This window comes from Stutzerimonas stutzeri (genome assembly GCF_024448715.1).
Lineage (GTDB): Bacteria > Pseudomonadota > Gammaproteobacteria > Pseudomonadales > Pseudomonadaceae > Stutzerimonas > Stutzerimonas stutzeri_AR.
In genome coordinates this window covers 141,703-164,594 of record NZ_JAMOHZ010000003.1, presented here as the reverse complement: position 1 = coordinate 164,594, position 22,892 = coordinate 141,703, and the positions used below count along the sequence as shown (strand labels likewise).

Annotated in this window: 32 protein-coding genes and 1 pseudogene; 8 read left to right on the top strand and 25 right to left on the bottom strand. The window is 58.0% G+C overall.

Annotated elements, in window-relative coordinates; genetic code table 11:
• Nucleotide 1: 1 nt before the first annotated feature.
• The 22 genes and pseudogenes from NAV33_RS07495 to NAV33_RS21515 form a co-directional block, all read right to left on the bottom strand.
• A complete protein-coding gene (locus NAV33_RS07495) occupies nucleotides 2-916 on the bottom strand; it encodes a hypothetical protein (protein ID WP_255978502.1) in 915 nt (304 codons plus the stop codon).
• A gap of 211 nt (nucleotides 917-1,127) precedes the next feature.
• Nucleotides 1,128-1,511 (bottom strand): hypothetical protein, encoded by a 384-nt coding sequence (locus NAV33_RS07490; protein WP_255978501.1) that lies wholly within the window; start codon nucleotides 1,509-1,511, stop codon nucleotides 1,128-1,130.
• A 17-nt stretch (nucleotides 1,512-1,528) separates the two neighbouring features.
• Complete coding sequence (gene dut / locus NAV33_RS07485) at nucleotides 1,529-1,972, bottom strand: dUTP diphosphatase (RefSeq protein WP_255978500.1); 444 nt, start codon at nucleotides 1,970-1,972, stop codon at nucleotides 1,529-1,531.
• Between the two features lie 2 nt (nucleotides 1,973-1,974).
• Nucleotides 1,975-2,379 carry a DUF3310 domain-containing protein gene (locus tag NAV33_RS07480; RefSeq protein WP_255978499.1) on the bottom strand — a complete coding sequence of 135 codons (405 nt, stop codon included), beginning with the start codon at nucleotides 2,377-2,379 and terminating at the stop codon, nucleotides 1,975-1,977.
• A gap of 13 nt (nucleotides 2,380-2,392) precedes the next feature.
• Entirely contained in the window at nucleotides 2,393-2,647 is a 255-nt protein-coding gene (locus NAV33_RS07475) for an Arc family DNA-binding protein (RefSeq protein WP_255978498.1), read from the bottom strand.
• Entirely contained in the window at nucleotides 2,644-3,672 is a 1,029-nt protein-coding gene (gene rdgC / locus NAV33_RS07470) for a recombination-associated protein RdgC (RefSeq protein WP_255978497.1), read from the bottom strand. Before rdgC ends, NAV33_RS07475 begins: the two co-directional genes overlap by 4 nt.
• 1,049 nt (nucleotides 3,673-4,721) lie before the next feature.
• Nucleotides 4,722-4,940, bottom strand: a complete 219-nt coding sequence (locus tag NAV33_RS07465; protein ID WP_255978495.1) for a hypothetical protein — start codon at nucleotides 4,938-4,940, stop codon at nucleotides 4,722-4,724.
• Between the two features lie 75 nt (nucleotides 4,941-5,015).
• The gene (locus NAV33_RS07460) at nucleotides 5,016-5,234 is read right to left on the bottom strand and encodes a hypothetical protein (protein WP_255978493.1); all 219 of its coding nucleotides are present in this window, start codon (nucleotides 5,232-5,234) and stop codon (nucleotides 5,016-5,018) included.
• Entirely contained in the window at nucleotides 5,231-5,701 is a 471-nt protein-coding gene (locus tag NAV33_RS07455) for a hypothetical protein (RefSeq protein ID WP_255978491.1), read from the bottom strand. The genes NAV33_RS07460 and NAV33_RS07455 overlap by 4 nt, the downstream gene beginning before the upstream one ends.
• A complete protein-coding gene (locus tag NAV33_RS07450; protein WP_255978490.1) occupies nucleotides 5,698-5,916 on the bottom strand; it encodes a hypothetical protein in 219 nt (72 codons plus the stop codon). The genes NAV33_RS07455 and NAV33_RS07450 overlap by 4 nt, the downstream gene beginning before the upstream one ends.
• Entirely contained in the window at nucleotides 5,913-6,713 is an 801-nt protein-coding gene (locus tag NAV33_RS07445) for a hypothetical protein (RefSeq protein ID WP_255978489.1), read from the bottom strand. Before NAV33_RS07445 ends, NAV33_RS07450 begins: the two co-directional genes overlap by 4 nt.
• Nucleotides 6,713-7,285, bottom strand: coding sequence for a hypothetical protein (locus NAV33_RS07440; protein ID WP_255978488.1), 573 nt, complete (start codon nucleotides 7,283-7,285; stop codon nucleotides 6,713-6,715). Before NAV33_RS07440 ends, NAV33_RS07445 begins: the two co-directional genes overlap by 1 nt.
• A gap of 39 nt (nucleotides 7,286-7,324) precedes the next feature.
• Nucleotides 7,325-7,543 carry a hypothetical protein gene (locus tag NAV33_RS07435; protein ID WP_255978487.1) on the bottom strand — a complete coding sequence of 73 codons (219 nt, stop codon included), beginning with the start codon at nucleotides 7,541-7,543 and terminating at the stop codon, nucleotides 7,325-7,327.
• A gap of 13 nt (nucleotides 7,544-7,556) precedes the next feature.
• Nucleotides 7,557-7,742, bottom strand: a complete 186-nt coding sequence (locus NAV33_RS07430) for a hypothetical protein (RefSeq protein ID WP_255978486.1) — start codon at nucleotides 7,740-7,742, stop codon at nucleotides 7,557-7,559.
• A 2-nt stretch (nucleotides 7,743-7,744) separates the two neighbouring features.
• Nucleotides 7,745-8,329 (bottom strand): hypothetical protein, encoded by a 585-nt coding sequence (locus tag NAV33_RS07425; protein WP_255978485.1) that lies wholly within the window; start codon nucleotides 8,327-8,329, stop codon nucleotides 7,745-7,747.
• Nucleotides 8,330-8,414: 85 nt separating this feature from the next.
• Nucleotides 8,415-8,678 (bottom strand): hypothetical protein, encoded by a 264-nt coding sequence (locus tag NAV33_RS07420; protein WP_255978483.1) that lies wholly within the window; start codon nucleotides 8,676-8,678, stop codon nucleotides 8,415-8,417.
• A 755-nt stretch (nucleotides 8,679-9,433) separates the two neighbouring features.
• On the bottom strand, nucleotides 9,434-9,757 hold the full coding sequence (locus NAV33_RS07415) for a DUF7681 family protein (protein WP_255978482.1): 324 nt from the start codon (nucleotides 9,755-9,757) through the stop codon (nucleotides 9,434-9,436).
• A complete protein-coding gene (locus tag NAV33_RS07410; protein WP_255978480.1) occupies nucleotides 9,757-10,029 on the bottom strand; it encodes an HU family DNA-binding protein in 273 nt (90 codons plus the stop codon). Before NAV33_RS07410 ends, NAV33_RS07415 begins: the two co-directional genes overlap by 1 nt.
• 61 nt (nucleotides 10,030-10,090) lie before the next feature.
• On the bottom strand, nucleotides 10,091-10,399 hold the full coding sequence (locus NAV33_RS07405) for a hypothetical protein (protein WP_255978478.1): 309 nt from the start codon (nucleotides 10,397-10,399) through the stop codon (nucleotides 10,091-10,093).
• 28 nt (nucleotides 10,400-10,427) lie between these two features.
• Complete coding sequence (locus NAV33_RS07400; RefSeq protein WP_255978475.1) at nucleotides 10,428-10,613, bottom strand: hypothetical protein; 186 nt, start codon at nucleotides 10,611-10,613, stop codon at nucleotides 10,428-10,430.
• Between the two features lie 11 nt (nucleotides 10,614-10,624).
• Nucleotides 10,625-10,918 carry a hypothetical protein gene (locus NAV33_RS07395; protein ID WP_255978474.1) on the bottom strand — a complete coding sequence of 98 codons (294 nt, stop codon included), beginning with the start codon at nucleotides 10,916-10,918 and terminating at the stop codon, nucleotides 10,625-10,627.
• A 148-nt stretch (nucleotides 10,919-11,066) separates the two neighbouring features.
• Nucleotides 11,067-11,189 (bottom strand): annotated as a pseudogene (locus NAV33_RS21515) (hypothetical protein); the annotation flags it as partial.
• 542 nt (nucleotides 11,190-11,731) lie between these two features.
• On the opposite strand from NAV33_RS21515, the gene NAV33_RS07390 reads away from it, so the two are divergent.
• Together NAV33_RS07390 and lysC are read left to right on the top strand one after the other, a co-directional pair.
• A complete protein-coding gene (locus tag NAV33_RS07390) occupies nucleotides 11,732-12,079 on the top strand; it encodes a hypothetical protein (protein WP_255978472.1) in 348 nt (115 codons plus the stop codon).
• A complete protein-coding gene (gene lysC / locus NAV33_RS21510; protein ID WP_423836649.1) occupies nucleotides 12,018-12,305 on the top strand; it encodes an Rz1-like lysis system protein LysC in 288 nt (95 codons plus the stop codon). Before NAV33_RS07390 ends, lysC begins: the two co-directional genes overlap by 62 nt.
• Nucleotides 12,306-12,784: 479 nt before the next feature.
• Here the strand turns inward: lysC and NAV33_RS07380 are convergent, their stop codons facing one another.
• The 3 genes from NAV33_RS07380 to NAV33_RS07370 all read right to left on the bottom strand — a co-directional run bounded on the left by NAV33_RS07380 (nucleotide 12,785) and on the right by NAV33_RS07370 (nucleotide 16,147).
• Complete coding sequence (locus tag NAV33_RS07380; protein ID WP_255978468.1) at nucleotides 12,785-15,631, bottom strand: primase-helicase family protein; 2,847 nt, start codon at nucleotides 15,629-15,631, stop codon at nucleotides 12,785-12,787.
• The gene (locus tag NAV33_RS07375) at nucleotides 15,628-15,837 is read right to left on the bottom strand and encodes a hypothetical protein (protein WP_255978466.1); all 210 of its coding nucleotides are present in this window, start codon (nucleotides 15,835-15,837) and stop codon (nucleotides 15,628-15,630) included. The genes NAV33_RS07380 and NAV33_RS07375 overlap by 4 nt, the downstream gene beginning before the upstream one ends.
• Nucleotides 15,838-15,913: 76 nt before the next feature.
• Nucleotides 15,914-16,147 (bottom strand): YdaS family helix-turn-helix protein, encoded by a 234-nt coding sequence (locus NAV33_RS07370; RefSeq protein WP_255978464.1) that lies wholly within the window; start codon nucleotides 16,145-16,147, stop codon nucleotides 15,914-15,916.
• Between the two features lie 233 nt (nucleotides 16,148-16,380).
• Here NAV33_RS07370 and NAV33_RS07365 point away from each other — a divergent pair, with 233 nt between their 5' ends.
• The 6 genes from NAV33_RS07365 to NAV33_RS07340 all read left to right on the top strand — a co-directional run bounded on the left by NAV33_RS07365 (nucleotide 16,381) and on the right by NAV33_RS07340 (nucleotide 22,838).
• A complete protein-coding gene (locus tag NAV33_RS07365; protein ID WP_255978462.1) occupies nucleotides 16,381-17,079 on the top strand; it encodes a hypothetical protein in 699 nt (232 codons plus the stop codon).
• Nucleotides 17,080-17,122: 43 nt separating this feature from the next.
• A complete protein-coding gene (locus NAV33_RS07360) occupies nucleotides 17,123-18,403 on the top strand; it encodes a DUF2800 domain-containing protein (protein WP_255978460.1) in 1,281 nt (426 codons plus the stop codon).
• Between the two features lie 15 nt (nucleotides 18,404-18,418).
• On the top strand, nucleotides 18,419-19,015 hold the full coding sequence (locus NAV33_RS07355; RefSeq protein ID WP_255978458.1) for an ssDNA-binding protein: 597 nt from the start codon (nucleotides 18,419-18,421) through the stop codon (nucleotides 19,013-19,015).
• 65 nt (nucleotides 19,016-19,080) lie between these two features.
• Complete coding sequence (locus NAV33_RS07350; RefSeq protein WP_255978456.1) at nucleotides 19,081-21,066, top strand: hypothetical protein; 1,986 nt, start codon at nucleotides 19,081-19,083, stop codon at nucleotides 21,064-21,066.
• 34 nt (nucleotides 21,067-21,100) lie between these two features.
• On the top strand, nucleotides 21,101-21,376 hold the full coding sequence (locus NAV33_RS07345) for a hypothetical protein (RefSeq protein ID WP_255978454.1): 276 nt from the start codon (nucleotides 21,101-21,103) through the stop codon (nucleotides 21,374-21,376).
• Nucleotides 21,369-22,838 (top strand): DEAD/DEAH box helicase, encoded by a 1,470-nt coding sequence (locus NAV33_RS07340; protein ID WP_255978452.1) that lies wholly within the window; start codon nucleotides 21,369-21,371, stop codon nucleotides 22,836-22,838. Before NAV33_RS07345 ends, NAV33_RS07340 begins: the two co-directional genes overlap by 8 nt.
• The last annotated feature ends 54 nt before the right edge of the window (nucleotides 22,839-22,892 follow it).

Genomic DNA, 22,892 nt, shown 5'->3' with positions numbered 1-22,892 from the left:
ATTAGCTTTCGAGTGAGGCTTCGTAGCGCTCTTGCTCATCTGCCCTGGCGGAGATTTGCTGCTTGATCGTGAGCACGCGCTGCTCCTTCACCTGCCAAGAGTCGGGGTCGATGTGACTCTCGATATGCATCTCAACCAAATTATTGAGGTACTGAGGCGTCAGCGCATCCAGCTCCCAACTGGACGTTCCGTACTCGCGCCGGTAGCTGGCGAAGCGGGAATCGGTCGACTTGGCCGGGTTCTCCGGCGGCTTCACCTCATCGACTTGGTCCATGGTGAGAGCGATCCGGTCGATGTCCGAGTCGGTAACCATCCCGTAGGTGAACATCGAGATCCGGTCGACGAGGTCGCGGGTCATGTCGATTCCGCTGGGGTCATGGTCACCCAGGTGAAGAACCCTGACGAACTGCCCATTCTTGATCGCTGGCAGCAAATGGCTCTCGGCGAAGTCGCGCAGAACCGTACCGCTGGGGTAGCCGCGGGCGGCGAGCATGGGTACATCAAATTTCCGGCAAGCGCGCTGCAGTACCCCAACCAGTGCTTCCTTTTCGATGATGACGAAAACCCGCGACTCTTGGTTATCCCACATATCTTCGCCGTAGGAATTTGCTGCAGTACGGATGATTTCGCCGCCGCTCGACCAGTGCGGGTTCACTAAGAACTCACGGGTGCGGTCTTCAATCGCGTCCCAGTCAATTAGCCCTGCCAGCTTGGCGTCGTTGATCAGGCCGGCAACGCGCTTATATGACTGCAGCGTGTTCTCGACCACAGCTTGGGCCACCAGCTGGTAATAAAGCTGGCGAACCGTGAGCACGTAGCCCTGTTTTTGATAGTCAGCAATAAGATGGTTCATGAACTGGATCAGCAGATCGTTCTGCCGATTGAATTTCTTCTCGACGTAGCATTCTCGGCTCACGTTCGATCCCTCGATGCGATGGAGCAGCCGTCGACACGGCGTGCATAGGATTTGAGGTTGGCTCCGACGCCGTGGAGGGTATGGGGCGCAGGGCAGGTGTGCTGTATGACGGGAGGCTTGATCGGGCCGGCAACCACGGGCGCCAGAAGCGCCCAGGTCAGGAATGCCGTGCAGAGAGCAGCTATGTCGCCGGCAATCCGCTTGGCGAGGCTCATTGGCCAGCAGCCTCGGTCGATGCGCTGGTCCGTAGGTCGACATCCGGCAGTAGGGCTTCTGGCTTGAAGATCACCCGATAGCGATAGACGCTCACATCGGCAGCCCCGAGCTGTTCGGCGAAGTAGGTGACGTTGTCACTGAGGCCAAGGAAGTGCTTCTTATATTCGCTCGGACCCGTCTTGCAGGTGACATCGAGCTTCCCGCCGTTGGGCGTGATGGAGCAGCGCCCCTCGTTCGTCAACATGTAGTCGCCCGTGATGCCGTTGTAGAACACGATGCGTCGGTCAATCTCGAACATGTCGGCGGCCTTCGACAGATTGCGCGAAGCCACAGAAGCGTCGGTATCACAACCGGAGATTGCGAGCAGGCTGGCGGCCAACACCGCGATCCGGAGCATCACAGCACCCCCGTGGAGCCGAGCCCACCAGTACCCCGAGCGCTATCGCTTAGCTCATCGGCTTCGATCAGCTCCACCTGCTGAACCGGGATGATCATGCCCTGAGCGATACGCTCGTTGTGGTCGACCCAGAGGCTGTCGGAGTCGTCACGGGTCAGCTTGACCATTAGCTCGCCGCGGTAGTCCGAGTCGATGACTCCCACGCAATTGGCGAGACGGGTGTTGTTCTTGAATCCGTGTCCCGAGCGGCTGAAGACCAGCATTACGTGATCGGCTGGAACCTCGAACGCCAGGCCCGTCGGGACTGTCACGGATGGATGGTGCATTGTGGAGAAGGCCGCCTCGCCCGGGATGCAGGCGCGGATGTCGAAACAGGCCGCGCCATCGGTCCCATAAGTCGGTAGCTGGGCAGCTTCGTTAAGACGCTTTACCTTGAGTTGCATATTCATGCTCCAGTTGAATCATAGGTCGTAAGAATTTCAGCGAGGACGCTTTTCATCTCCGCCGCGTAGTGCTGCTGCCCGGTCTGCAGCCAGAGGCCGAGTCCGATAATCACCGCCGTTTCCATCACCGACATCCGGTTCTCCCGGCAATATTCCTCTGGCGTGATGGGCCAGTCCGTCACTTGGTGCCCGACGCCCCCGAGCATGGACCGCAGCTCGATGAAATGGAGCGCCTTCTGCACATCTACGCGCCCGTTCTTCTGGCGGTGCCGCGACACATACTTGAGGATCGAATACGCACAGGCATCGAGCCGGTTGACCATGCCGAAATGAACCGGCTGGATGGGCATCTGGCTGTAGTGCTTGCCGTCGACCTGACCCTTGGATATCTCTGAACCCTTGATCACTTCATACCCTCGCTCAGGCTCTACCGGGCTGAACTTGCCCGTTAAAGTTCACCGCCTTCAGGTCAGCCAGCAGCTTCTCCAGATTCAGCGAAGCCTCCTTGGTGTCGACGTGCAGGGTTATCTGGCTAACAGCAGCTTCGGCTGGCTGCCGCAGGCGGTGGATGATCTCGCCGTTCATCGAGCGGTTGTTTTGGCGCGCGGTTTCCTTAATCTCTTCGTGCAGATCATCGGGCAGGCGGGCTACGAACTTGGTGATGTCGTGGTTCATACCAGGTCCTCCTCTTCTTCTTCGTCATCAACGAGCGTGGCGTTATGCTCTTCGAGGTATGCGGCCAGCGGATGTTCGCCCGGCACTTCTTCACCACCCAGCGCGTGTAGCAGGCTGCTCAGCAGGCCGTTGAACAGGCTGGAGATCAGCAGCAGGCTGGCGCGCGCTTCGGTCACCTTGTCGTCGTCTTCACCCATGTCGTCCTTGATCTGCTGGTGCAGGTCTTCGGGCCACTGAATACCCTTGATGCCCAGCATCTCGTTGACGGTGTAGGTGACATCGATCCGCTCGCCACCAGATTCGGTGTGCCAGATCAGTTCGAGCTGGTTGATACGGCGGCCGGCTTCGATCAGCTGCACGATGTCGTCTTCGCTCAGGTCGACGTTCTTTCCGCTCAGGGTCGAGGATTCCTCGGAAGCACCTCGGGATTGGAACGATTCACCCAGGGAGAAGCCGTCCGGGACGCTCAGCTTTCCGTTCTGCACCCAATGGGTGAAGGTTGCGATGGGTGAGACTTTGGCGATGACCGGGCGGACCGGTAAGCTACCGATGGCATGGCGCAGCAGGGACAGCAGTTCATCCGCCTTCTTCGCGCTGCTGGTCTCGACGAAAATGTAGGTGGGGGTGATCAGCGCGTTGATTCGGCTGTGAGTCACGAAGGCGTGGGGCAGCATGGCCTGGACGACTTCGTCTTTGATCCGTGCCTTCTCTTTCGCATAGACCTTACGATCTTGTTCCTTCTCGATCTCGTTGACCTTGGCTTCCACGCTCTGCTTGACCACGATCCCGGGCAGCAGGCGCTCGGACTTGCGCGCGCTGATGAAGACGGAGCCGGCGCCGATACGCTCAGCGAACTCACCCTCAACGCCCAACGGCTCGACGAAGCCCATGGTCGAGAGTTCCTGACTGCCTATCTGCCGGGCAGCCTTGGTTTCCAGTGCATCGGACAACACCTGGATGTCGCGGAGTGGAATGGGTTGTGTGAGCCGGTAGCTCAGCACCTGGTTGAACAGCTTCATCGACATGGAACACCCCCTGGTGGTTAGCAAACTGATTTCGACGTGATACTAATTCAACCAACAGTTGAATATCAATAGATAAGTTGCGGTGAAAGTTGGCGTGAGGTCTCGCTGGCTCGGCAAAGTAGTGGGTTGAGCTGAGGTCTCGCTGGCCCGGCAAAGTACCGGTGAGAAAGCCTGACGCGGATTAAGCTGCTGCGAATGGCCGGAAGGTTGATCGAGCCGTCGCCCGGCAAACTTCGCTTTAGGTCGAGCGCGTTTCGTTGCTGGCTCGGTCGGTGCCGCCAGAGGTCTCGCTGGGCCGGCAAAGTAGGTCTCGCCAGGGTGGCAAAGTAAGGTCCAGATCGGTACAGCGTCCCAGCTGTACAGAGCGCCGCGGTGAGTGGTTCACAGCTTGCGATGTCAACGCCGTGCTCCGTTTGACCGTAGCCGGTGCCGGGGCTATCGTGCGGCCATCATTGGGGGAGGGCTTAACCATGCCGGGCAACTTGCTTGGAATGTTCATATTCACGGGCGCCGGGCTGGCTGCTGTGCTGGGCTATATGGTGTGGCGGCACGTATCGGAAGCCAGGAAGGCTAGCCGCGCGCAAGCCGGGAATAGGGGAGGCGCTGCAGTTACCGGGACGCCAGCGCCTGCAGGTGCGAACCCGTGGCGACCGGTTGCCGTGCTTTGCGGTGCGCTTGTTTTAGGAGGGCTGGCGCTATGGTGGAACCTGACCGGGCGTGATAATGCGGAGCCCGTGCCGGCTGCAGCGGCTGTCGTTGCCGAACGATTCCCGGGGCCATGGCGGAGCGACTACCGCGCGGACCTGCAACGGGCGTTATCGGCGGCCGGCGCTGGTGAATGTAAATACCACTACCGGGAAGGCTCAGAGCGTGGCGAATATCTCGCCTATTGTCCGGGCGCTGCTGCTGATGACTGGCGCGCATATCTGGTGTGGCTGCCGTCCGGGCGGACCATGGGACCGCTGGCGCCGTCTCCAGATATCCCACGCCCGGAATAACAGGCACAAAAAAGCCCGGTAGTAGCCGGGCTTGGTTTGGATCGGTTGCGACTACGCAAAGCCGCCTAGCATCTTGATGGCTGCGACGGTTGCAGCGGAGACAGCGGTAATCAGCCCGGTCGATATCAGGACCGGATACCAAAAGGTTTCGCGTCCCATCTTCCCCGCTTCCGCGTTTAGCTTCCGCGTTTCCGCCATAAGCTTGGATATCTCGACGTGAATACGTTCAAGCTCCGCGTGGCTAAAAATTGCTTGGTCTTGTGTGGCCATTGTTTCGTTCTCGCGTTTGTTCGCGCCGTTGCCGGCAATGGTAGCTCAATTGGTGGCGATTTTGATCGTTTCCGACTAGCCGTGCCGTTCGAAGTCTTCCGCGTAGCTTTTCGTTCTTATCGCGCTGCCGATTATTAGCATCAGGATTGCAGCGAGCACGCTTCCGCCCGGCTTCAGCGCAACCCATGCAGCGGCCAGGAAGATGACCACGCGCGCCGTTTGTACGATCAAATTAAAGCCGGCGTAAACGTACGCTATCGGCCATACGGGTTCTTTTTCGTTGTCGTCTGTCATTGGGTCACCTCAAAACTATCGGCCGGACCTGCGATGACTTCACCATCTAGGTAAGCAGCCCAGTCCCAGTTCAGCGCCTGACTGATCTCCCTTAACAAGGCATATACGCCCCGGTCCCAGTGGGACGGCAGGAACTCAACACCCTCGGTTTTGCCAGTCCGTAGGTTGGTCACGTCGATGGTGGACATACCCATGCCGGCACAAACGACCACGCGGTGAGTCGATATCCGGTACGGCTTCAACAGCTCGCGGTAGAAGGCAAGGAACTTGGCCGCGGTGGCTTCACGCGCAGCCTCGATAGCCGCCTCCAGTTCTTCTTCCAATGCCACGGTCTGAGCTGCGTACTCCACTGGGTTGAAGCGTCTGGACCCGGTCCCGGAGTAGGAGCCGAAAACCACTTCTCGGTCATCGACTGCGCCGCGTGGCCGTTCAACGCCGTCGTGCTGGGGTATCGGAAGTAGTTTCATTGGGTCACCGCTCCGTTCAGTTCAGCATTGATATCGGCCAAGCGCTTCGCGGCATGGTCTTCCACAAGCTGCCAGGCGTGACTAGGGCCGGCATCTGAGCCGATGAATTCACCACAAAACCGCGCCACATAGACGGCGGTCGGCTGGCCGATGAATTCCAGTTCCACGCTATAACGGCGGTCCAAGACTGGAACCTTTTGCGCTCGCTTGATCATTGGTCGCGCTCCGTAACCGATTGGAAAGGCTCAGCGCCGGCCGGTACGGTTGCCCATGGCAGCGGCCAATAGCGAACGCGTCCGACAGGGTGAAGAAAAGCCGCGCCAACCATGGTCGGCAAATCATCGGCAAACTTTCGAAGCGTGGCGGCTTCCTCGGTCGCCTCGGTTCCGCTGGCATCTTCAAAGGGGGTCGTATCGGGATTCGTGGCATTGTCCGCACAGTTGCGCAATTCGTGCGCCAGGGCTTCGACGTCTGAGACCAGACCTGACGACGCGGCAGCGTAAAGAACGGAATCTTGGCCGCCGTGCCATTCGTACATAAGGGCGCGTAGCTTTTCCGGCTCGCTGCAATCTTCGAAATAATCCTTTTCCAGCGAGTACGAACCAAATTCGCAATACGGGACTTTGAAGAAATCTCGCACGGCATAACCGAACGACTCAAGCCCGACGCCCGTGCCCATCGCCTGCGTTGCGCAATAATGCCCGAACAGCTCTGGCGTCAATTCACGGTCCGCGCCGTCTGCCGATAGGCTTTCGGCCTTCCGGTAAATCAGTTCTAGGCCACGGTCTACGGTCAGTTCCGGGCGGCTGGCTATTTCCGGGCGCCAGTTGCTAGAAATCATCCCCATAGCCAGGGTATCGGCGGCATGGGTTGCGGCTGGATCGATATCGGCTGGCAGCTGTTCGGTAATTTCACCGCGTAACGGCTGGCCGCATTCGTCGGCTTGGTCGGCATAGGCTGAAGAAAAGAACGCGATCGCCATGCCGCGCCGTATTTGTTGGGCGATGGTCATCACGCGACACTCATTTGGGTGTAGCCGTAGGATGTTTTCGATACTTGGTCCCACGAAACGCCATAGCCGCCTAACAGTTCATCGGCCAGAGTGCGCGCTTGAACTTCGTGGTAGTCGCCAAACGTTTCGACGCACCACAGCGAATCCGAAACCTCGGTTTTCTCGCCCCCATCGTCTAGCAGCGTGACGACTACACCCACATAGCGCCATTCGTCGTTACACCATCCCCTCAGATATTCGAAGTCAGAGCGGGCGGCCTTGGCGGCTTGCTGGCGCTTGGTTTCGTCGCCTTCGTTGTACGGGTGCGCGTCCCAACCGTCGCGCAATGCCAGGCGGCACGATGCGGCGAAGTCGTAGAACCTATATCGGCCGTCACGGTTGCAGCGGTCGGACTTGGCTAGAATCAACTCGCCAGGATGCTTGCCGCCTTTGTAATGGTCCCGACGTTCCCAGCCGGTGACCACGCCATGGCAATCGCTGTTGTCCCAAGGGGCGCCCGCGTCTTGGTCATCGATAAATTCCACAGCGAAAACGAAGTCACGCCCGCCAATGTTCAGTTCTATGCGGTTCATGGTTGCAAATTCCTCTGAAAGTTGAATAAACGGGCGCAGTTATTTCGCGTCTGTAGCGCTTGGCGTGAAACTGCGACTTCCGAAGTTCGAAGCCGAATATTTAACGGTGCGGATACTCTCGACACATTCGGCGATAGCGCCGGCCAGTTGTTCGGCTTGGTCCGCGTCGAGATAAACGGTTTCACCATCGGCGCCGATGAATGCCAGGGCGACCGAATCGCCGAACCGGTGAATATGCGCGTTAACGGGCTTTTTCATTGGTCGGACTCCGTTATTCGCAGTCGAGGCTGACGATTACTTCGCCGCACAAGTTGCCGTTGATATCGCGGACGGTTTGCGGAAAATCGCCGTTTTCGAACTGATCGGCTAGCTTGCGGAGAATGCGCGCCACTTCCGTGGCAGGTTCATCCTCAAAGGCGGAATTGCCGGTTTCGATATTGATTCGAATGTGTTCCATGATTAGTAATCCTCCAGCAATTCGGCCAGCTGTTCGCGTTCGTCTACCGTGAAGAATTTGGAAAGCTTGCCGGCTTCCTCTTGGCACGCCAGATAGTTGGCAAGGGCCTTGCGGCTATCCGTGTCGTAACCGAGGTTTGCGCACCAATCGGCAAACGACTCATCAGCCGCTGAACTGTCGAGAATCACGGAATGGATAACGCCCGCTGCCTCTGGCTTGTGCGGCTTAACGTGCTGCTTCATCCAATCGGCGGTTGCGATGCTTCGCGGGTTGATTCGTACGAAATCCGGCGCGGGTTGACTGGCTACGCGGTGACCGATGCCGGTGAAGTAGTCGAGCACTAGGTCATCACGGCCGGGACGGTGGAAAACTACGCGCCAAGCATCGGCGGTCCAGTCGTCGCGCTTCGTCTCCCCAAGGCATACGGCGGCATATTCCACGCCAGCCGACGCCAGGTAAGCGTTAAAGGCGGTTTCTTGCTCGGACGGCTTCGCGTCTTTTGCCAGTCTGAAATAATTCATGCTGCGACATTCCTTTGAGCTGAATTCAAAACTATCAGTTGAAACGAAGGACGAACGGTTACGCACCAGAGGCCGTCGGACTTCTGCAGGCGGACAATTCGCCCCGCCTTTGCCTGTTGATACGCGAACGAGAAAGCGAACTGGGCGGAGTTCATTGCGCGGCCTCTGGACTGCCGTACTGGCGCAGCGCTTGAATAACTTCGTCCGTAACGTCACGGTCCGAGGAATCGAAGAATTCGAACGGGGCGGACAGTCCGCGCCGGTACACAACACGAACAGCCGGGGCGCCGTGGCGATTGGTTGCTGTGGCCAGGCCGATGTTCAAGCGGTTAACCGAGGCGTTCACCGCGCCGCGCATGGCGTAGCCAACCTTTGCCAGGAACGACGGGTTTTTAAGGGCGGTTTTATTCAGCATTGCAGCGACTCCTTTTCAGCGGGTGGCGGCTTCAATTTGAGCGTGGCGACCTTCGATCTGGCCGGCCATCGGTGCGGCGCTATTCCAAGCCAGGAAAGCGACGGTTGCGGCAACTACTAGTGACTTGAACATTCGGGTTACTCCGTTTCAGTTCGTCTAACCATGGGCGGGATAATATCGCCTTGATGTTGCGTATTCAACCATTAGTTGAAAAGAAAACAAAAATAGTTGAACGGGACAAACCGTCACCACCACAGCGACCCGGCATGCACCCACCTGGGAAGGTCACCACCACAGCAACCCGGCATGCACCAACCTGGGAAGCATGGGGAGTCTATATCCGGGGATTAGTGGGCAACGATGGGGAAGGGGGCGAATCCGTGTTTATGGGAATTCGTGAATCAGTTGTTTGTGGTGAATCAGCGAATCCGGGAATTGCTGAATCCGTGAATCCGCCGTTTCCCGACTTCCTGGCCTGCAGGTACGGACGGCACCCGGGGGTCGCTCTGGGTCCCATCTGGGCGAAACGGTGTACCGGGGGCGGCGCCGAGCCCGGAATTCGAGAACTTTGAGACCCTTCAATAGACGTCTCGGGAGCAAATTGTTGATCTGCAAAGGGTTTCAGCGAGTTCGGTTTTTCGGGAATTCGCCATTAGGCACCTCTCGTCACGAAATCCGATTTTTCCAGATTCGCGTTGAAGGAATCCCGGGCAAAAGAAAACCCGCCGGAGCGGGTCTCTTGTGTTGCGGTTGGATCAGACGCCAGCGGGCTGAGCTACTGCGCGAACCAGAGCCATGATGCCGGTCTGGATATCGGTTTTGCCGATTGCGGCCCAACGCTGGGGCTCGGCTGCTTCGAAGCGCGCAAGTTCCTCGACCTGACCGCTGTCGTGATGGCTACCGTTCTCGACTAGGTCGGCCGCCCATTTCTTATCACTCTGTTGCTTGGACAGCGATTCCACTAGCTTCGCCTGCAGCTCCAGCAGCTCGGCACCCTTGGTCTTGATCGCGTTCATCAGGTCGACTTCTTCCTGACTTAGCTCGCGGTAACCCTTGATCTTGCGATGCTGGTTATCCATCAGTTCACCGCTTCGAGTAGCTTGCTGCCGGCCTTGAACTTCACGACCACCTTGGCGGGGACGTTGATCTGACCCCCGGTCTGCGGGCTGCGCACCTGACGGGCGGGGCGGGTGACCGGGGTGAACGAGCCAAAGCCGACAATACGGACTTCGTTGCCAGCGGCCAGCTCGGACTTCAGGCCATGGAGGACCGCGTCAACCATGCGGCCAGCTTCGGCTTTGCTGGTGTTGGTCTCTAAGGCGATGGTATCGATCAGGTTTTGCTTGGACATGGTGTAGCTCCTTTACGTTTCTGTGGTTGGTAAGTTGTTGTAAATACAACGAAAAGTTGAATCAACGGGCAATAAAAAGCGGATCGAGGCTGAACGTGTTGCTGGCCATTTGGTGAGCGGCGTTTTTGCGATGAGATATGTAAAGATATCGGTCACGTAACCACTCTTTACGGTCCCGTTTCCCCGCCGCGGCCTGAATGCGAGCCTGCTGAATCGGATCTTTCGGGTTGCGCAGCGCCTTTCCGGACGGACGACCATAGCTATAACGGCTGTATAGGCTCGGCACCTTGGGTGCGGACATCGTACCGGTCAGCAGTGTTGCCATCATCTTCGCGATACCGGAGAAGCGTTTCCCATCAGCGATCCGCATTGTGAAGCTCCTTGTCGTTGGTAATTCGTTAGATCAGCGGGTCTAGCCAGCCTTCCGGTCGGTGGACACCATCCTCGAACGCTCGCATCTCATGCCCCTCGATTCCGGTTACTGGAGAGACTTCGCCGTCCCCCTGATAATCATCATCGGTCGGGTTTTCCACCCAAAAGTAGCAGTCGGATGTAGCGTGCCAGAACAGTACCCATTCACCCATGCAGGTCGCTCTCAGTCGACCTTCGGCGCGTGTTCACGGCTGTATCGCTCACCGCAGAACATGCAGAAATTGCCGGTCAGCATCATTTTCTGCTTCTTGGTCTTCATCTCCGCTACGCCGGACTTAGCAGGCACCTGGTACGAGATGGTGATCTCCGCCTGGTTCTTGTGCTCCAACTGACGGTCAGCGCCAACCAGCAGGCCGAAGCCACCTAGCTGCACATTCAAACCTTCAGCGCCTACTGGCAGTGAGCCCATTATTTGTCCGGCAAGCATCTCTTCCATCTCAGCCTTGCAATTGCACATGCCCCTAATCCCTCGGTGTTGGTCAGATCAATTCGTCAAGGTCATCCGGGGCGTCCTGCTTGCCCCAGAATCCGCCCGTAGAAGGGGCGGTGACCCAATAGCCGGCAGCGTTATGGTCCATGCCTGCCGTTCTCATTTCTTCAGCCGTTCTGCATCGACGGTTTGCCCCAAAGTCTCCAATCCGGTGCTTGTCGAAGGCCGCAAGCGAGTTGAAGAACTCGTTGCATCCCGTGCACTGGCATCGGCTGTTGGAGACGGATAGGGCTTTCATCGATCGGCTCTCTCAGGTTTCTGATTTGGTCAGCTCGGAGGTCGCTTCCTGATAGCGCGCCAAGCTCGAACATCCAGCGTAGATTCAACGATCGCCATACAACCTTGACGTAGGTACGGCTTAATCCACAACTGTCAACAAAGCGCTTACGTGTGCGCCGCTTTACGTACGACTTAGAACCAGGCTTGCATTCTTCGCCGGACGACGAACCACAACGGTTGGTACGAAAACAGCCGCCTCTGCGGGCTGCGAACGCGGCATCAAACGATCTATTTCGGCAGCAACCCCCATTGCTGCAAGCCGGTCGTCGGTCCGTCCTCCCCCAGGAAGAGCCCAGCCGCCATCGGCGTGTTCGACCACAGTCGCTTTCCCAACACGAACATCCTGCAGCTGCATTTGAAACTCCCCTCGTTTCAACACCCAGTGCGCGGTTATCGTGCCCAGGTGACTGTTTGAGGATTCTGATGGCGTCTCGCCTACGTTGTCAACAAACAGTTGAATATTCCTTGATGAGTGGTAGGAAGGTTGATTGGAGGTGTGAAATGGGTTGGTTTTATGGGGTGTTGGGAGCGTTGGGGATTGCAGTGCTCGCGCTGTCCTGGCAGCTGAAAGAGGCGTGGCAGGACGCGACAGTGGCACGGGGTGAAGCGATCGCCGCGGCTCAGGTCGCTGGGGAACAACGGCAGCAGGCCGCGCTAATCCTGAGCCGCCTGGAATCGCTGGACGGCACTCTCGGGCAACTGGCTGACCGGACCGAGGCGAACGATCGCAAGCTGGACGATGCCCTGACAGGTATCGAGAACATCACCAAGACCGAAGGAGATAGCGATGAAAGTATTGCGTGCCTGGGCGTGCCTGTGCCTGCTCAGCTTGACAGCATCCTGCGCTGACCAGCCCGTCGTCACCAAGACCGAGTATCGGTACACATACCTGCCGGGGCGCTTTCTGCGGAGCTGTCCAGTGCCGCAATGGACTGGCGGGGATTTCCGAGAGGTCGGCGCCCATGCGGAGCGGATCAAGGCTGCCCTGGAGAACTGCAACCTGCAGCTGGAGAGCGGGCGGCAGTACCAGACCGGGGTTAGAGCCGGTACGGTGCCGTTATCGGACAAAAATTAACCCCGATAAGAAAGTCCGATAAGTGAGCATCCAGCAAAACCGGGGCCTACAGCTCCCCTTATCGGACTTATCTGACTTATCTGTATTAAATAAAGTCTTATATGTAAGGGATGATGAGAGGGTGATGATGATGTCACGGTGAGGTGATGACGCATGATGTGTGTTACGCACATATAAGAAAGTAAGAAAAACCCCGATAAGTCATTAACACCTGACTGAAATCCTGAAGGCCGCGTGGCACTAAGGTTCCAGCTTATCCGCCATTCCCGGCAGGCTAAAAATTAATGCCGATACAAGGGGGTGAATCTCCGATACGGGTACGAATTCCGATTTTTCGGACTTCCGATTTTCGGCGATTCGAGGTGAACACCTGGTATGTGAATTCCGATTTTTCCGATTTCAGCCGAATCCGGATTTTTCCGATTTCGAGGCGGCACAAAAAAGCCGCCCGGAGGCGGCCTGTTAATCGAGAATCATTGTCACCTTCTGCCGCGCATTCGTACCACGTTGTCCGCGAGCGATTCGAGATCATCCAACTCTTCGTGGGCAATGACGGCCTTACGCACCAACTCCATGCCCTCCTGAGTCAGTCGGTCCTCCTTTCCCAGCAGCTGAGTGTTCCTCGTCCACACGGTTAGCGTACGACGCTCCCCATCGAAGCTCAGGCAGGTCTCCCGCGCCTTCACGAAGCCCATCGGCTTGAGGAAGCTGCTGATACCGCGCCCCTTCAGCGATGCGCCCATGCCGCGGCGATCCAGCTCGGTGCGGAAACTCGACCAAACCAGGGTGTCGTCGCTAATGGACGGGTCGTTGGCGTCGCTCAGCATCTGCTCCAACAGCAGGCGCTCATCAGACTTGGAGTCCTCGGCCATCACCGCTTTGAAGCAGGTGTCCGGCGCGCGTCCGCCGGCCGTGTAGTAGTGCTTGCTGAACTCGTAGTCGTGGAAAAAGCTGAGGAACTGGTGGGGGCGCTCGTTGATGTGGTCATAGAGCACGCTCACATAATCATCACCTTCCTCGGCGATTCGCTTGGCTCGCCAATCTTTGACCTCCTGGTTGGTGCGGAACTGGGTGAACAGCACGCAATAGCGACTGTTGTCCTCATCCAACGGCAGGCAGTCCTCGTAGTTGGTCGTCAGGTAAACATTGCAGAAGTTGTCCTCGGTGGTGGCATCCTTCTGCATACGGCGAATGTTGACTTCCTCGTTCGAGATCATGTTCTTGATCTTGTTCAGCACCTCATGGGCCTCGCGCCCGCTGATCTTGATTTCCTCGACCACGCAGAACAGTTTTTCGTAGGCCCAGCCGTTGAATTTTTCCTTCAACTGCTCCGGGCCGACGATGCCGAAGTTCTGGCGCCCCAGCAGCTTGCGCATCAGGTGAGCCAGCAACGACTTACCCTCGTTCTCCGAGCCCTTGATCAACAGGGCGTAGCGCAATTTCTTCTCCGGGTGACGAACGCAGTGTGCAAAGAAGTCCAACACCATCGACTGGTGCTCCGGATCTGGAAACAGGTCGGCGATCAGGCGCTTGAGCAACTTCACACCCAGGTGACCCTTGTAGCCGCCGCTGTCGACGATGGCTGAACGGTAGGTGTTGGCGTAGAACACGCCCTCGTCGACGAACACCTCGGGCTTACCCGGGTGGAACTTGGTGCAGTAGGGCATCGGTACGCAAAAAATCTGAGTGGCAGCATCGAACGCGGTGAGCTTCGCCAGGCCCATGTCGCTGGAGCCGAACTGATCGCCGGTTTCCTTGTTGAACCGTCCGTTGAAGCCCTCTTTGCTGAGGTATTCCTTGGTGTCCAGGTTGAGAAACTTGTTCTCGCTGGTCACGTAAACCCAGTCCTTCAGCCAATCTGGCAGCGGTGCGTCCGCCATCTGATCGCGCAGGTTCTCGACCGTCGGCGTCAGCATCTTCCGAGCGGTGGACTTGGTGATGTTCTGATCCGCCAGCTCGGCGAACTTGCGCTGAATGTCCGGTGCGACTAGGTCCCGATGCAGGTCCCTGAAATCGGTGGTCGGGAACGCGCGGATGATCTCTAGTCGGCGCTCAAGGTCGTCCAGGCTTTTGGCTTTCTCGATGCTGCGACGAACCTTGCGAAGCACGTCCTCGATCGTGGCAACCTTCTTCTCGACAGGCGGTGCCCCGATCAGATCGTCGAAGTCCTCATCCGGCTCAGCTGAAGGCTCATCGTCCTCGTCATCATCCAGCTCGCCGAGCAGATCCAGCATGCCGGCGTTGCGTGCCACTTCGACTTCCGCCTCGATTTTCACCAGCGCATCGCGCACGGCCGGCTGCTCCAGCATGAACTCAGCCATCCGCTTGTAGGACGGCCAATCAACGGGCGACAGGTTGACCGTGTCGTAATCATCATCCAGCTCGCGGAAGAGGTGGATTCGCCCAAGGTCGAAGGTATTGTGCTGGCCAACCGCAGGGTCGGACCCGTGGTCGGACTGAATGAAGGCGTCGTCGTAGATGCGAACGCTCGGCGCACCTGTGGCACCGACGTAGGAATAGCGATCCCCGCTGGGGATGTACTTGTCCGGCAGGAATTCGGCGATGAATGTCCACGGATCGAATGCGCGGTGGACCGCTGCGATGATCGGCGCCTGGGCCTTCTTTTCTTCCGGGTGCGTCATGCGCCGGCCGGCTACGTATTCGCTGACCTTTTCCTTAATCTTCTTCGGCCAGCTGGCGGCGTCATCCGCAGGGAACTTCGCCAGAGCCTTGTCCGGATCGAAGAAAGCGCCCTCCGCTAGGGAAAAATGATATTCCTGGTCGCTACTGACGGATGGGAAATACATACCCTGAGCCGGTGTATAGCTCTCGCGCGCCACCGCCTCCATCTTCACATCCAGCATCTGCGCAAGTGCGCGAGAAACCGGCTCGTATTCGGCAGGCGTCACATCGCGACTGAGCGGGATGAGGATGCGCAACTTGGGCGCGGCGTCTGAGTGCGACCGGGTGGTGTGGACGAGGTGAGCTATTCCGTCGAGCGCTGAGAGGCTGCCGATAAGACTGAACTCTTCCCAAATTGCATCGCAATGGTCGTCAAGGTCCAGATTGACCACTGAACGCGACACCAGGCTGCTGTCACTGCGCTTACCGTTGTTGCATAAGCCGCCGAAGAACAACCCCGTGTTTTTGCTTCGCGCGCGATCCTTCGGACTCATCGCGTGATATTGGGACGTGCTGATCCTGCGGCGAACCGGCTCGCGGAAGAGTTCTGCCACCTCTTCCCAGCGGGCTTCCTGGGTGATCATCTCGCCGCGTTCAGCTGCCGTAGTGCGGCCATAGCTGAGCAAGCGTTTTGTGGTGCTCATGCGACTTTCTCCCCAGCGCGTTGGCTCAGCTTCAGCTCTAGTAGCTCAAGCAATTCGTCTGGGATGGAGGGTTCGTTCTTGCTGCGCCACATGCGAACGGTCTTTTCGCTGCGGTTGACGAGCGCGGACACGTCGGGAATTCCAACATTGTGCTGCGCCATCAGGTTTATGAGGCGCTGAGTCTTCGGATTGAGCGTCACGCGCACACCTCGGTTGTCCTAGTTTTAGGACAGGATACGGCTGCGTAGGTGAGGATTCAACTATAAGTTGAGAAATAAACGATCAGAATACGAACTTGTGGAAATCGCTGAAGCTGACCTGTTCGTCGGAAATTTCAACCAGCTTGGTCACATACTTGGGCGGAACGGACTTTTCCTCAATCCAGCGGTAAACGTACTGGTTGCTGACGCCCAGGTGTTTGGCCAAAACCGGGATGCTGCGCTTACCCGTGCTGTCTGGGGGGCAGGCCCGCAGGAGTAGGTCTTGCAGCTCGCCAAGATTCTTATAACGACTCACGTCGCCCCGCTCTTCACCCCGGCCCATGCTCACGCTCACCATTCATCAGATTGTGGAATTCTCACCATTCTAGGTAGCGCTCGGAGACCAGTGCAAGGCGATATTGCCTAAGCGGTAACCGATCCACATGGATGAATATTCAACTGACAGTTGACAAGCTTGAAATTGATGGTGTGTAATTCGTCCCACTGAAGCGACAACGCCGAAGCCGACTCAACATCCGGGAGCAAGAGATGAACATGCAGGTCACCCTCGATATCAGCGAAAAGTTTGCAGCCGCCATCAACGGCCTTTCTGAAGCCATCCGCGCTATCAGCGGTGCTCAAGCGGATCTGCCGGCGGCAGCATCGGCCCCGGTCGAGAAGGCTGCTGATAAAACTCCGAAAGGCAGCAAGGCCGACACCAAGTCGACCAGCAAATCCGAATCGAAAGCCGCCACCGGCCCAATCTTCTGGGCTGACAATTCCACTGGCTTCTTCGGAAAAGTCGACTCTGAAGCTGAATACGCAGCCAAGAAGGCTGAGGCAGACGGCGTCTACAAGACCACCGAGTCAATCTACGAAGAGAAACTGGCGGCGCTGAAGGCCAAAGACGCCGCTGATGCCAAGGCTGAAAAAGAAGCCAAGGCTGCCGAGAAAAAGCCGACTGAAAGCAAGAAAACTGCCACCGAGCATCCGTCCCTGGAAGAACTGGTTGCGGTGTTCGCAAGCTATCTGCCAAAGGACCTCCCGAAGGAAGAGCGCGCTGAGCGTCACGCTTTCGTGAAGCCTCTGCTCCAGCGCTTCGGTGCCGCCAAAGCCACCGAGCTGCTGCCTGAGCACCGCGCCCTGGCGATGAACCTGGTCGAGCGCAAGATCGCCGGCGAAGACATCGATCCCGAAAGCGGCGAATTCGCTGAGATTGCTGCCGAGTCCGAAGACGATCTGGTCTGAACCAACCGGTGAGGGGGCCTTCGGGCCTCCTTTGGAGAGCTAGGTGACTGTACATCAACCCATAGATCGCACCCCGATCGCCGAGGCTGTCGCCCAGCATCACCGGCTGAGCCCGTCCGATGCTGAAGGGTGGATGGTTTGCCCGGGTAAGCCCCGGATGGAAGAGCGATTTCCCGAGGAAACCAGCGAATTCTCCAGTGAAGGCACCGCGGCCCATGAGGTTCGCGAGCGCTGCCTGAACGAGGGGAAGGATGTTGCCGACCTGGTAGGGGAAAGGATCAAGGCGGACGACCGGCTCTTCGAGGTGACAGACGAGTGGTCCCGCTGGCTGCAGCCGGGCATCGACCGTATCCGCGAAGCCAAGGCTGAGTGGGTGTTCGAATACCGGGTTGAGATGGACCCGTGGATTGAAGGTGGTTTCGGGACGCTGGATGCCGGGGGCATCTCGGACGACCTGATCATCATCGACGATCTGAAGTTTGGCCGTGGCGTGACCGTCGATGCTGAGCGCAACAAGCAGATGATGATCTACGCGCTCGGCTTCTGGATGAATTACGCCAGACACCGGACGAAGGCCACGCGCTTCCTGTTGCGGGTCGATCAGCCCCGCGTCTCCGGTGGTGGTAGCGAGTGGTACACCACGCTCGATGAACTGCTGGTGTTCGCCGAGGAGGTTGCCGCTGCGGCTATCGCAACGCTGGACCCGGACGCGCCGCTGAACCCCAGCCCGAAAGGATGCAGATTCTGCCGGGCAGCCAGGAATACGGCCTGTTCCGCCCTGGACCAATTCGTTCTGGACCTGCTGGGTATCGACCTGGAGAGCCTGGACGCCGACCGCAGGAGTAAACCTGAATTGACCGCCCACGCGACCTTGACACCGGAGCGCCGCAGCTACGTTATCGAGCACAAGTCGCTCATCACCAGCTGGATCAATAACCTCCATGCCGCAGCGCTCGACGATGCGCTGAAGGGATTGCCGACTCCAGGCTTCAAGGCAGTGGCGACCCAGGGTGACCGCAGCTGGGTCAGCGAGGAGCAGGCCGAGGAGTTCTGGAAAAGCAAAATGCCGGCTCGCGCCATTTACACGCAGAAGCTGAAGAGCCCAGCGCAGATGGAGAAGGGGGCCGGTACGCGCAACTGGAAGGCTGCTCAGGATCTGATTCACCGCCCCGACGGCAAGCCTGCCCTGGTGCCGGAGAGCGACCGCCGAGAGGCGCTGATTCCGATAATCAACCTACTGGATGACCTCGATGACGATCTGGATGACCTGATCGCCGGGGCCGAAATTGAAACCGAAGTCGATGAACTCGACGACCTGATCTGACCGAGGAACTACAACATGGCATCTGCACGTCCTGATATCGCTGTACTCAAGAATGTCCGCCTGTCCTTCCCGAAGCTGTTCAAGGCGGAGAAGTCCACGGATACGTCTGCACCGAAGTTCAGCGCAGCTTTCCTGATCGACCCATCGACCGCTGAAGGTAAGGCCAACATCAAGGCCATGAACTCGGCAATCGAGCACGCCAAAACCAAGCAATGGGGCGATAAGGCTGACAAAATTTTCGACAACATCGACTGGGACCGTAAGCCGCTGCGCCAGGGCGACAAAGCGACCAATGATGAGGGCGATATCTACAAGGGCTACGAGGACATGATGTTCGTCCAAGCCAGCTCCCCAGAGAAACGCCGTCCGCAGGTGTTGAACCGCGACAAGCGTCCGCTGGTTGAAGAAGACAACGTGATCTATGGCGGCTGCTACGTCGATGCCGTGGTCAGCGTTTACCCGATCGCCGACAAGGACAAGGGTGGCAACGGCGTGTTCGCTTCCATCGAGCTGGTCCGCTTCCGTAAGGACGGCGAGCCATTCGGCGCCGGCCCGATCGATGCCGACGATTACCTCGACGATCTGGACGACGAAGACGACGACATGATCTGACCCAACCCCTGCAGAAAGGGCGCCGAGGCGCCCTTTTTTTCCACTAACGGATGAGCATGCAACTGATGAGAGAGAAGAAACGGGTCGTCCTGGACGTTGAGTGCTACAAGGATTACTTCGAGGTCGGCGTCCGGAACATCGATACCGGCAACACGCTGGTCATCGAGCTGTACGAGGGTCACCCGCTAGATCGCGAATTGCTCGGCAGGGTGATGAGGGTTTGCCAGATATTCACGTTCAATGGCAACAGCTACGACATCCCGATGGTGTACTACGCACTGACCGGCGCGAGCAACATCCAGCTCAAGCGCGCCAGTGACGCCATCATCCAACAGAATCTGAAACCTTGGGAATTCGAGCGGGCTTTCTCCATTCGCATCCCCAAGATCGACCACATCGACCTGATCGAAGTGGCGCCCGGGCAGGCCAGCCTGAAAATCTACGGTGGCCGCGTCCACACGCAACGCATGCAGGATCTTCCAGTGGAGCCGGACGCCTCGATTACACCGGAGCTGCGCCCTCAGCTGGTCTCGTATAACGGTAATGATCTAAACGCCACCAGCGACTTACGCGCGAAACTGATTAAGCAACTTGAGCTGCGCGAGCGGATGTCCGCAGAGTACGGCATGGACCTTCGATCGAAGTCTGATGCTCAGATTGCAGAGGCGGTGATCAAGGCACAGATAGAGGCGCTAACCGGTTTCAGACCGGAGCGACCAAAGTTCCCGGCCGGCACCGCGTTCAATTACCAGATTCCGGACTTCATTCGCTACACCACGCCCGTGATGCTCGACGTCCTGGAGATGGTGCGCGAGGCCCGCTTCGTGGTTGAAAGCAACGGCAGCGTGGCGATGCCAGATGAGCTGACCGGCGCCGACGTGTCGATTGGCAATTCGATCTACCGCATGGGTATCGGCGGCCTGCACTCCAGCGAGAGTTCGGTCACCCACATTGCAGATGACGACACCCTGCTGATCGATCGCGACGTTCGTAGCTACTACCCCGAAATAATTCTAGGTCAGAGCCTTTTTCCCAAACACCTCGGTCCCGTGTTCCTGAAAGTATATCGGACGATCGTTGAGCGCCGCTTGAAGGCTAAGGATGCCGGTGACAAGGTCACGGCGGACTCGCTGAAGATCACCATCAACGGGTCGTTCGGCAAGTTCGGCTCCAAGTGGTCCTGCCTGTATTCGCCCCACCTGATGATCCAGGTGACGATCACCGGCCAGCTCGCGCTGCTGATGCTGATCGAGATGCTGGAAGTCGCTGGCATTCCCGTTGTGAGTGCCAACACCGACGGCGTGGTCATCAAGTGCCCTAAGGCCCGCCAGGACGACCTCAACGCGATCGTCGCCGACTGGGAGGCTCGTACCAACTTCGAGACCGAGGAAACTCAGTACAGCGCCCTCTTTAGCCGTGACGTGAACAACTACATCGCCGTGAAGACCGACGGTTCAGTCAAGCTGAAGGGCGCCTTCGCTGAGCCCGGGCTGCAGAAGAACCCCGCCAACCAGATCGCCATTGCGGCAGCCGTGGATGCGCTCACGAAGGGTGTGCCGGTTGAAGAAACGCTGGCGGCATGCAAGGACATCACCAAATTCGTCACGGTGCGTCAGGTCAACGGCGGGGCGGTTTACGGCCATTGCGAGTTCGACCCCAAGGCCAGAGTGGGTGAAAAGAAGGCGTTGCTGGAGCGTGAGGGATGGTGCGAGTGGCCAGAGCCTGGCGTCTGGACCAACGAGGACTACACCCTCTCGATGAGCCGCGACGAAGCCTACAAGCACGTCACTCAGGCTCAGCTGAAGCACGCGCGTTATCTGGGCAAGGCGGTGCGCTGGTACTACGGCGTCGGTGAAACCCGTGACATCCGCTACAAAACCAACAGCAACACGGTCTCTCGCTCCCGCGGCGCGGTTCCGCTAATGGACCTCCCTGAAGAATTTCCCAATGACGTGGACCTCACCTGGTACGCCCGCGAAGCCGTGTCGATCCTGCGTGACGTAGGGCACCCCGCGTACCAGTGGGACGCCAAGCTCGACCATCTGATTTAACTGATATTTCAACTGCTTGAGGAGGGATCAACTGATGATCGAAAGCCCGATTGAAGACTGGGTATGCGAGAAGGCTGAAGCCGACGGCTGGATCGTGCGCAAATTGAAGTGGGCGGGCCGGCGCAACGGGATGGACCGCTTCTTTCTCAAGGCCGGACGTATCGTGCTGATCGAGTTCAAGCGCCCAGACGGCAAGCCGCGTGCCACTCAGCAGCGTGAGATCGACCTGTTCCGCGAGGCAGGTGCCGAAGTGCACGTCATCGATAACCCTCTAGCCGGGCTGCGCGTGTTGGGGATCGAATATGCGTGACTATGAGGATATGCGCCGCATCCAGAAGGTGGGCGTCAAGTTCATCTGCGATCATCCAGCAGCGATGCTGGGCCTGGGGATGGGCTTCGGTAAGACCGCGATCTGCCTGACCGCAATTCGCCAACTGCTCGACAGCTTTATCGTCACCCGCGTGCTAATCATTGCACCGCTGCTGGTGGCCGAGGAAACGTGGCCCGAGGAAATCGATGCCTGGAAGCAAACCAACGTACTCGACTACGAGGTTCTGACGGGACCTGCCGAGCGGCGAGAAAACCGCGCACGCCTGTTGCCCGAGGTCACCATCATCAACACGGAGAACATCGGCTGGCTGGTGGCGCTCTGGGGGGATGACTGGCCGTACGACATGGTGATCATCGACGAGATATCGCGCTTCAAGAACCCATCGAAGAAAACCAAGCCGACTAAGGTGGCCATCCAGAAGGTCATTGACGCCACGATGAAGGAATTGCCGAAGGGACTCACGCCAGAGCAGATCGAAGCCGCGGTGAAGAAAGCCGTGAAGCGCCTCAAGGGTAATCTCACCCGCTTCGGTGCCCTGTGTAGCGTGCGCAAGCGGATCGATCGGGTTGTGGGCCTGACCGGAACCATGGCACCGAACGGCATGGAAGATATCTGGAGCCAGTATTACCTGCTGGACATGGGCGAGCGGCTGTTCTCCAGCTACAACCAGTACCGCACGCGCTGGTTCGACAGCGATTACATGGGCTTCAAGTACACCCTGCGGCCGGGCGCTTTCGAACAGATCGTCGAGCGCATCCAGGACATCACGCTCAGCATGAAGACCGAGGATTACGTCGACATGCCGCCGGTCATCCACAACACCATTCGCGTGCGGCTGCCGAAAAAGGTAATGGATCAGTACCGCAAGTTCGAGAAAACCATGCTGCTCGAAGAGCATGACATTGAAGCGGTGAATAATGGCGTTTTGACAGGCAAGCTGCTGCAGCTGGCGAACGGCTCGGTCTATGACGAAGACGGCAACGTCATCGAGATCCATTCCCTGAAGCTCGATGCCCTGGACAGCGTTATTGAGGAGGCCAACGGGGCGCCAGTGCTCGTCGCGTATTCCTACCAATTCGATCTGGTGAAGCTGCGCAAGCGATACCCGAAGGCTGAGGTGGTCGGCGAAGCGCCGAATCTGCAGAAGCGCTGGAACGCTGGGGAAATCTCGATCCTACTGGCCCATCCGCAGTCAGCAGGTCACGGACTCAATCTCCAATATGGCGGCAGCATCACAGTCTGGTACGGCCTGTGCTGGAGTCTGGAATATTACCAGCAGCTGAATAAGCGACTCCACCGACCCGGCCAGAAGGAGACGGTAGTTTTTCACCATATCGTTGCTGACGGGACTGTCGACGAGCGCGTAATGGCGGTCATTCCCGAAAAAGATGCCACCCAAAACGCCTTGGTTGAGGCGACCAAATATCGGGAATACCAATAATATCGCGAAAAATCCTATCTGACCGACCAGTCACTCACCTATCTGTTGAATATC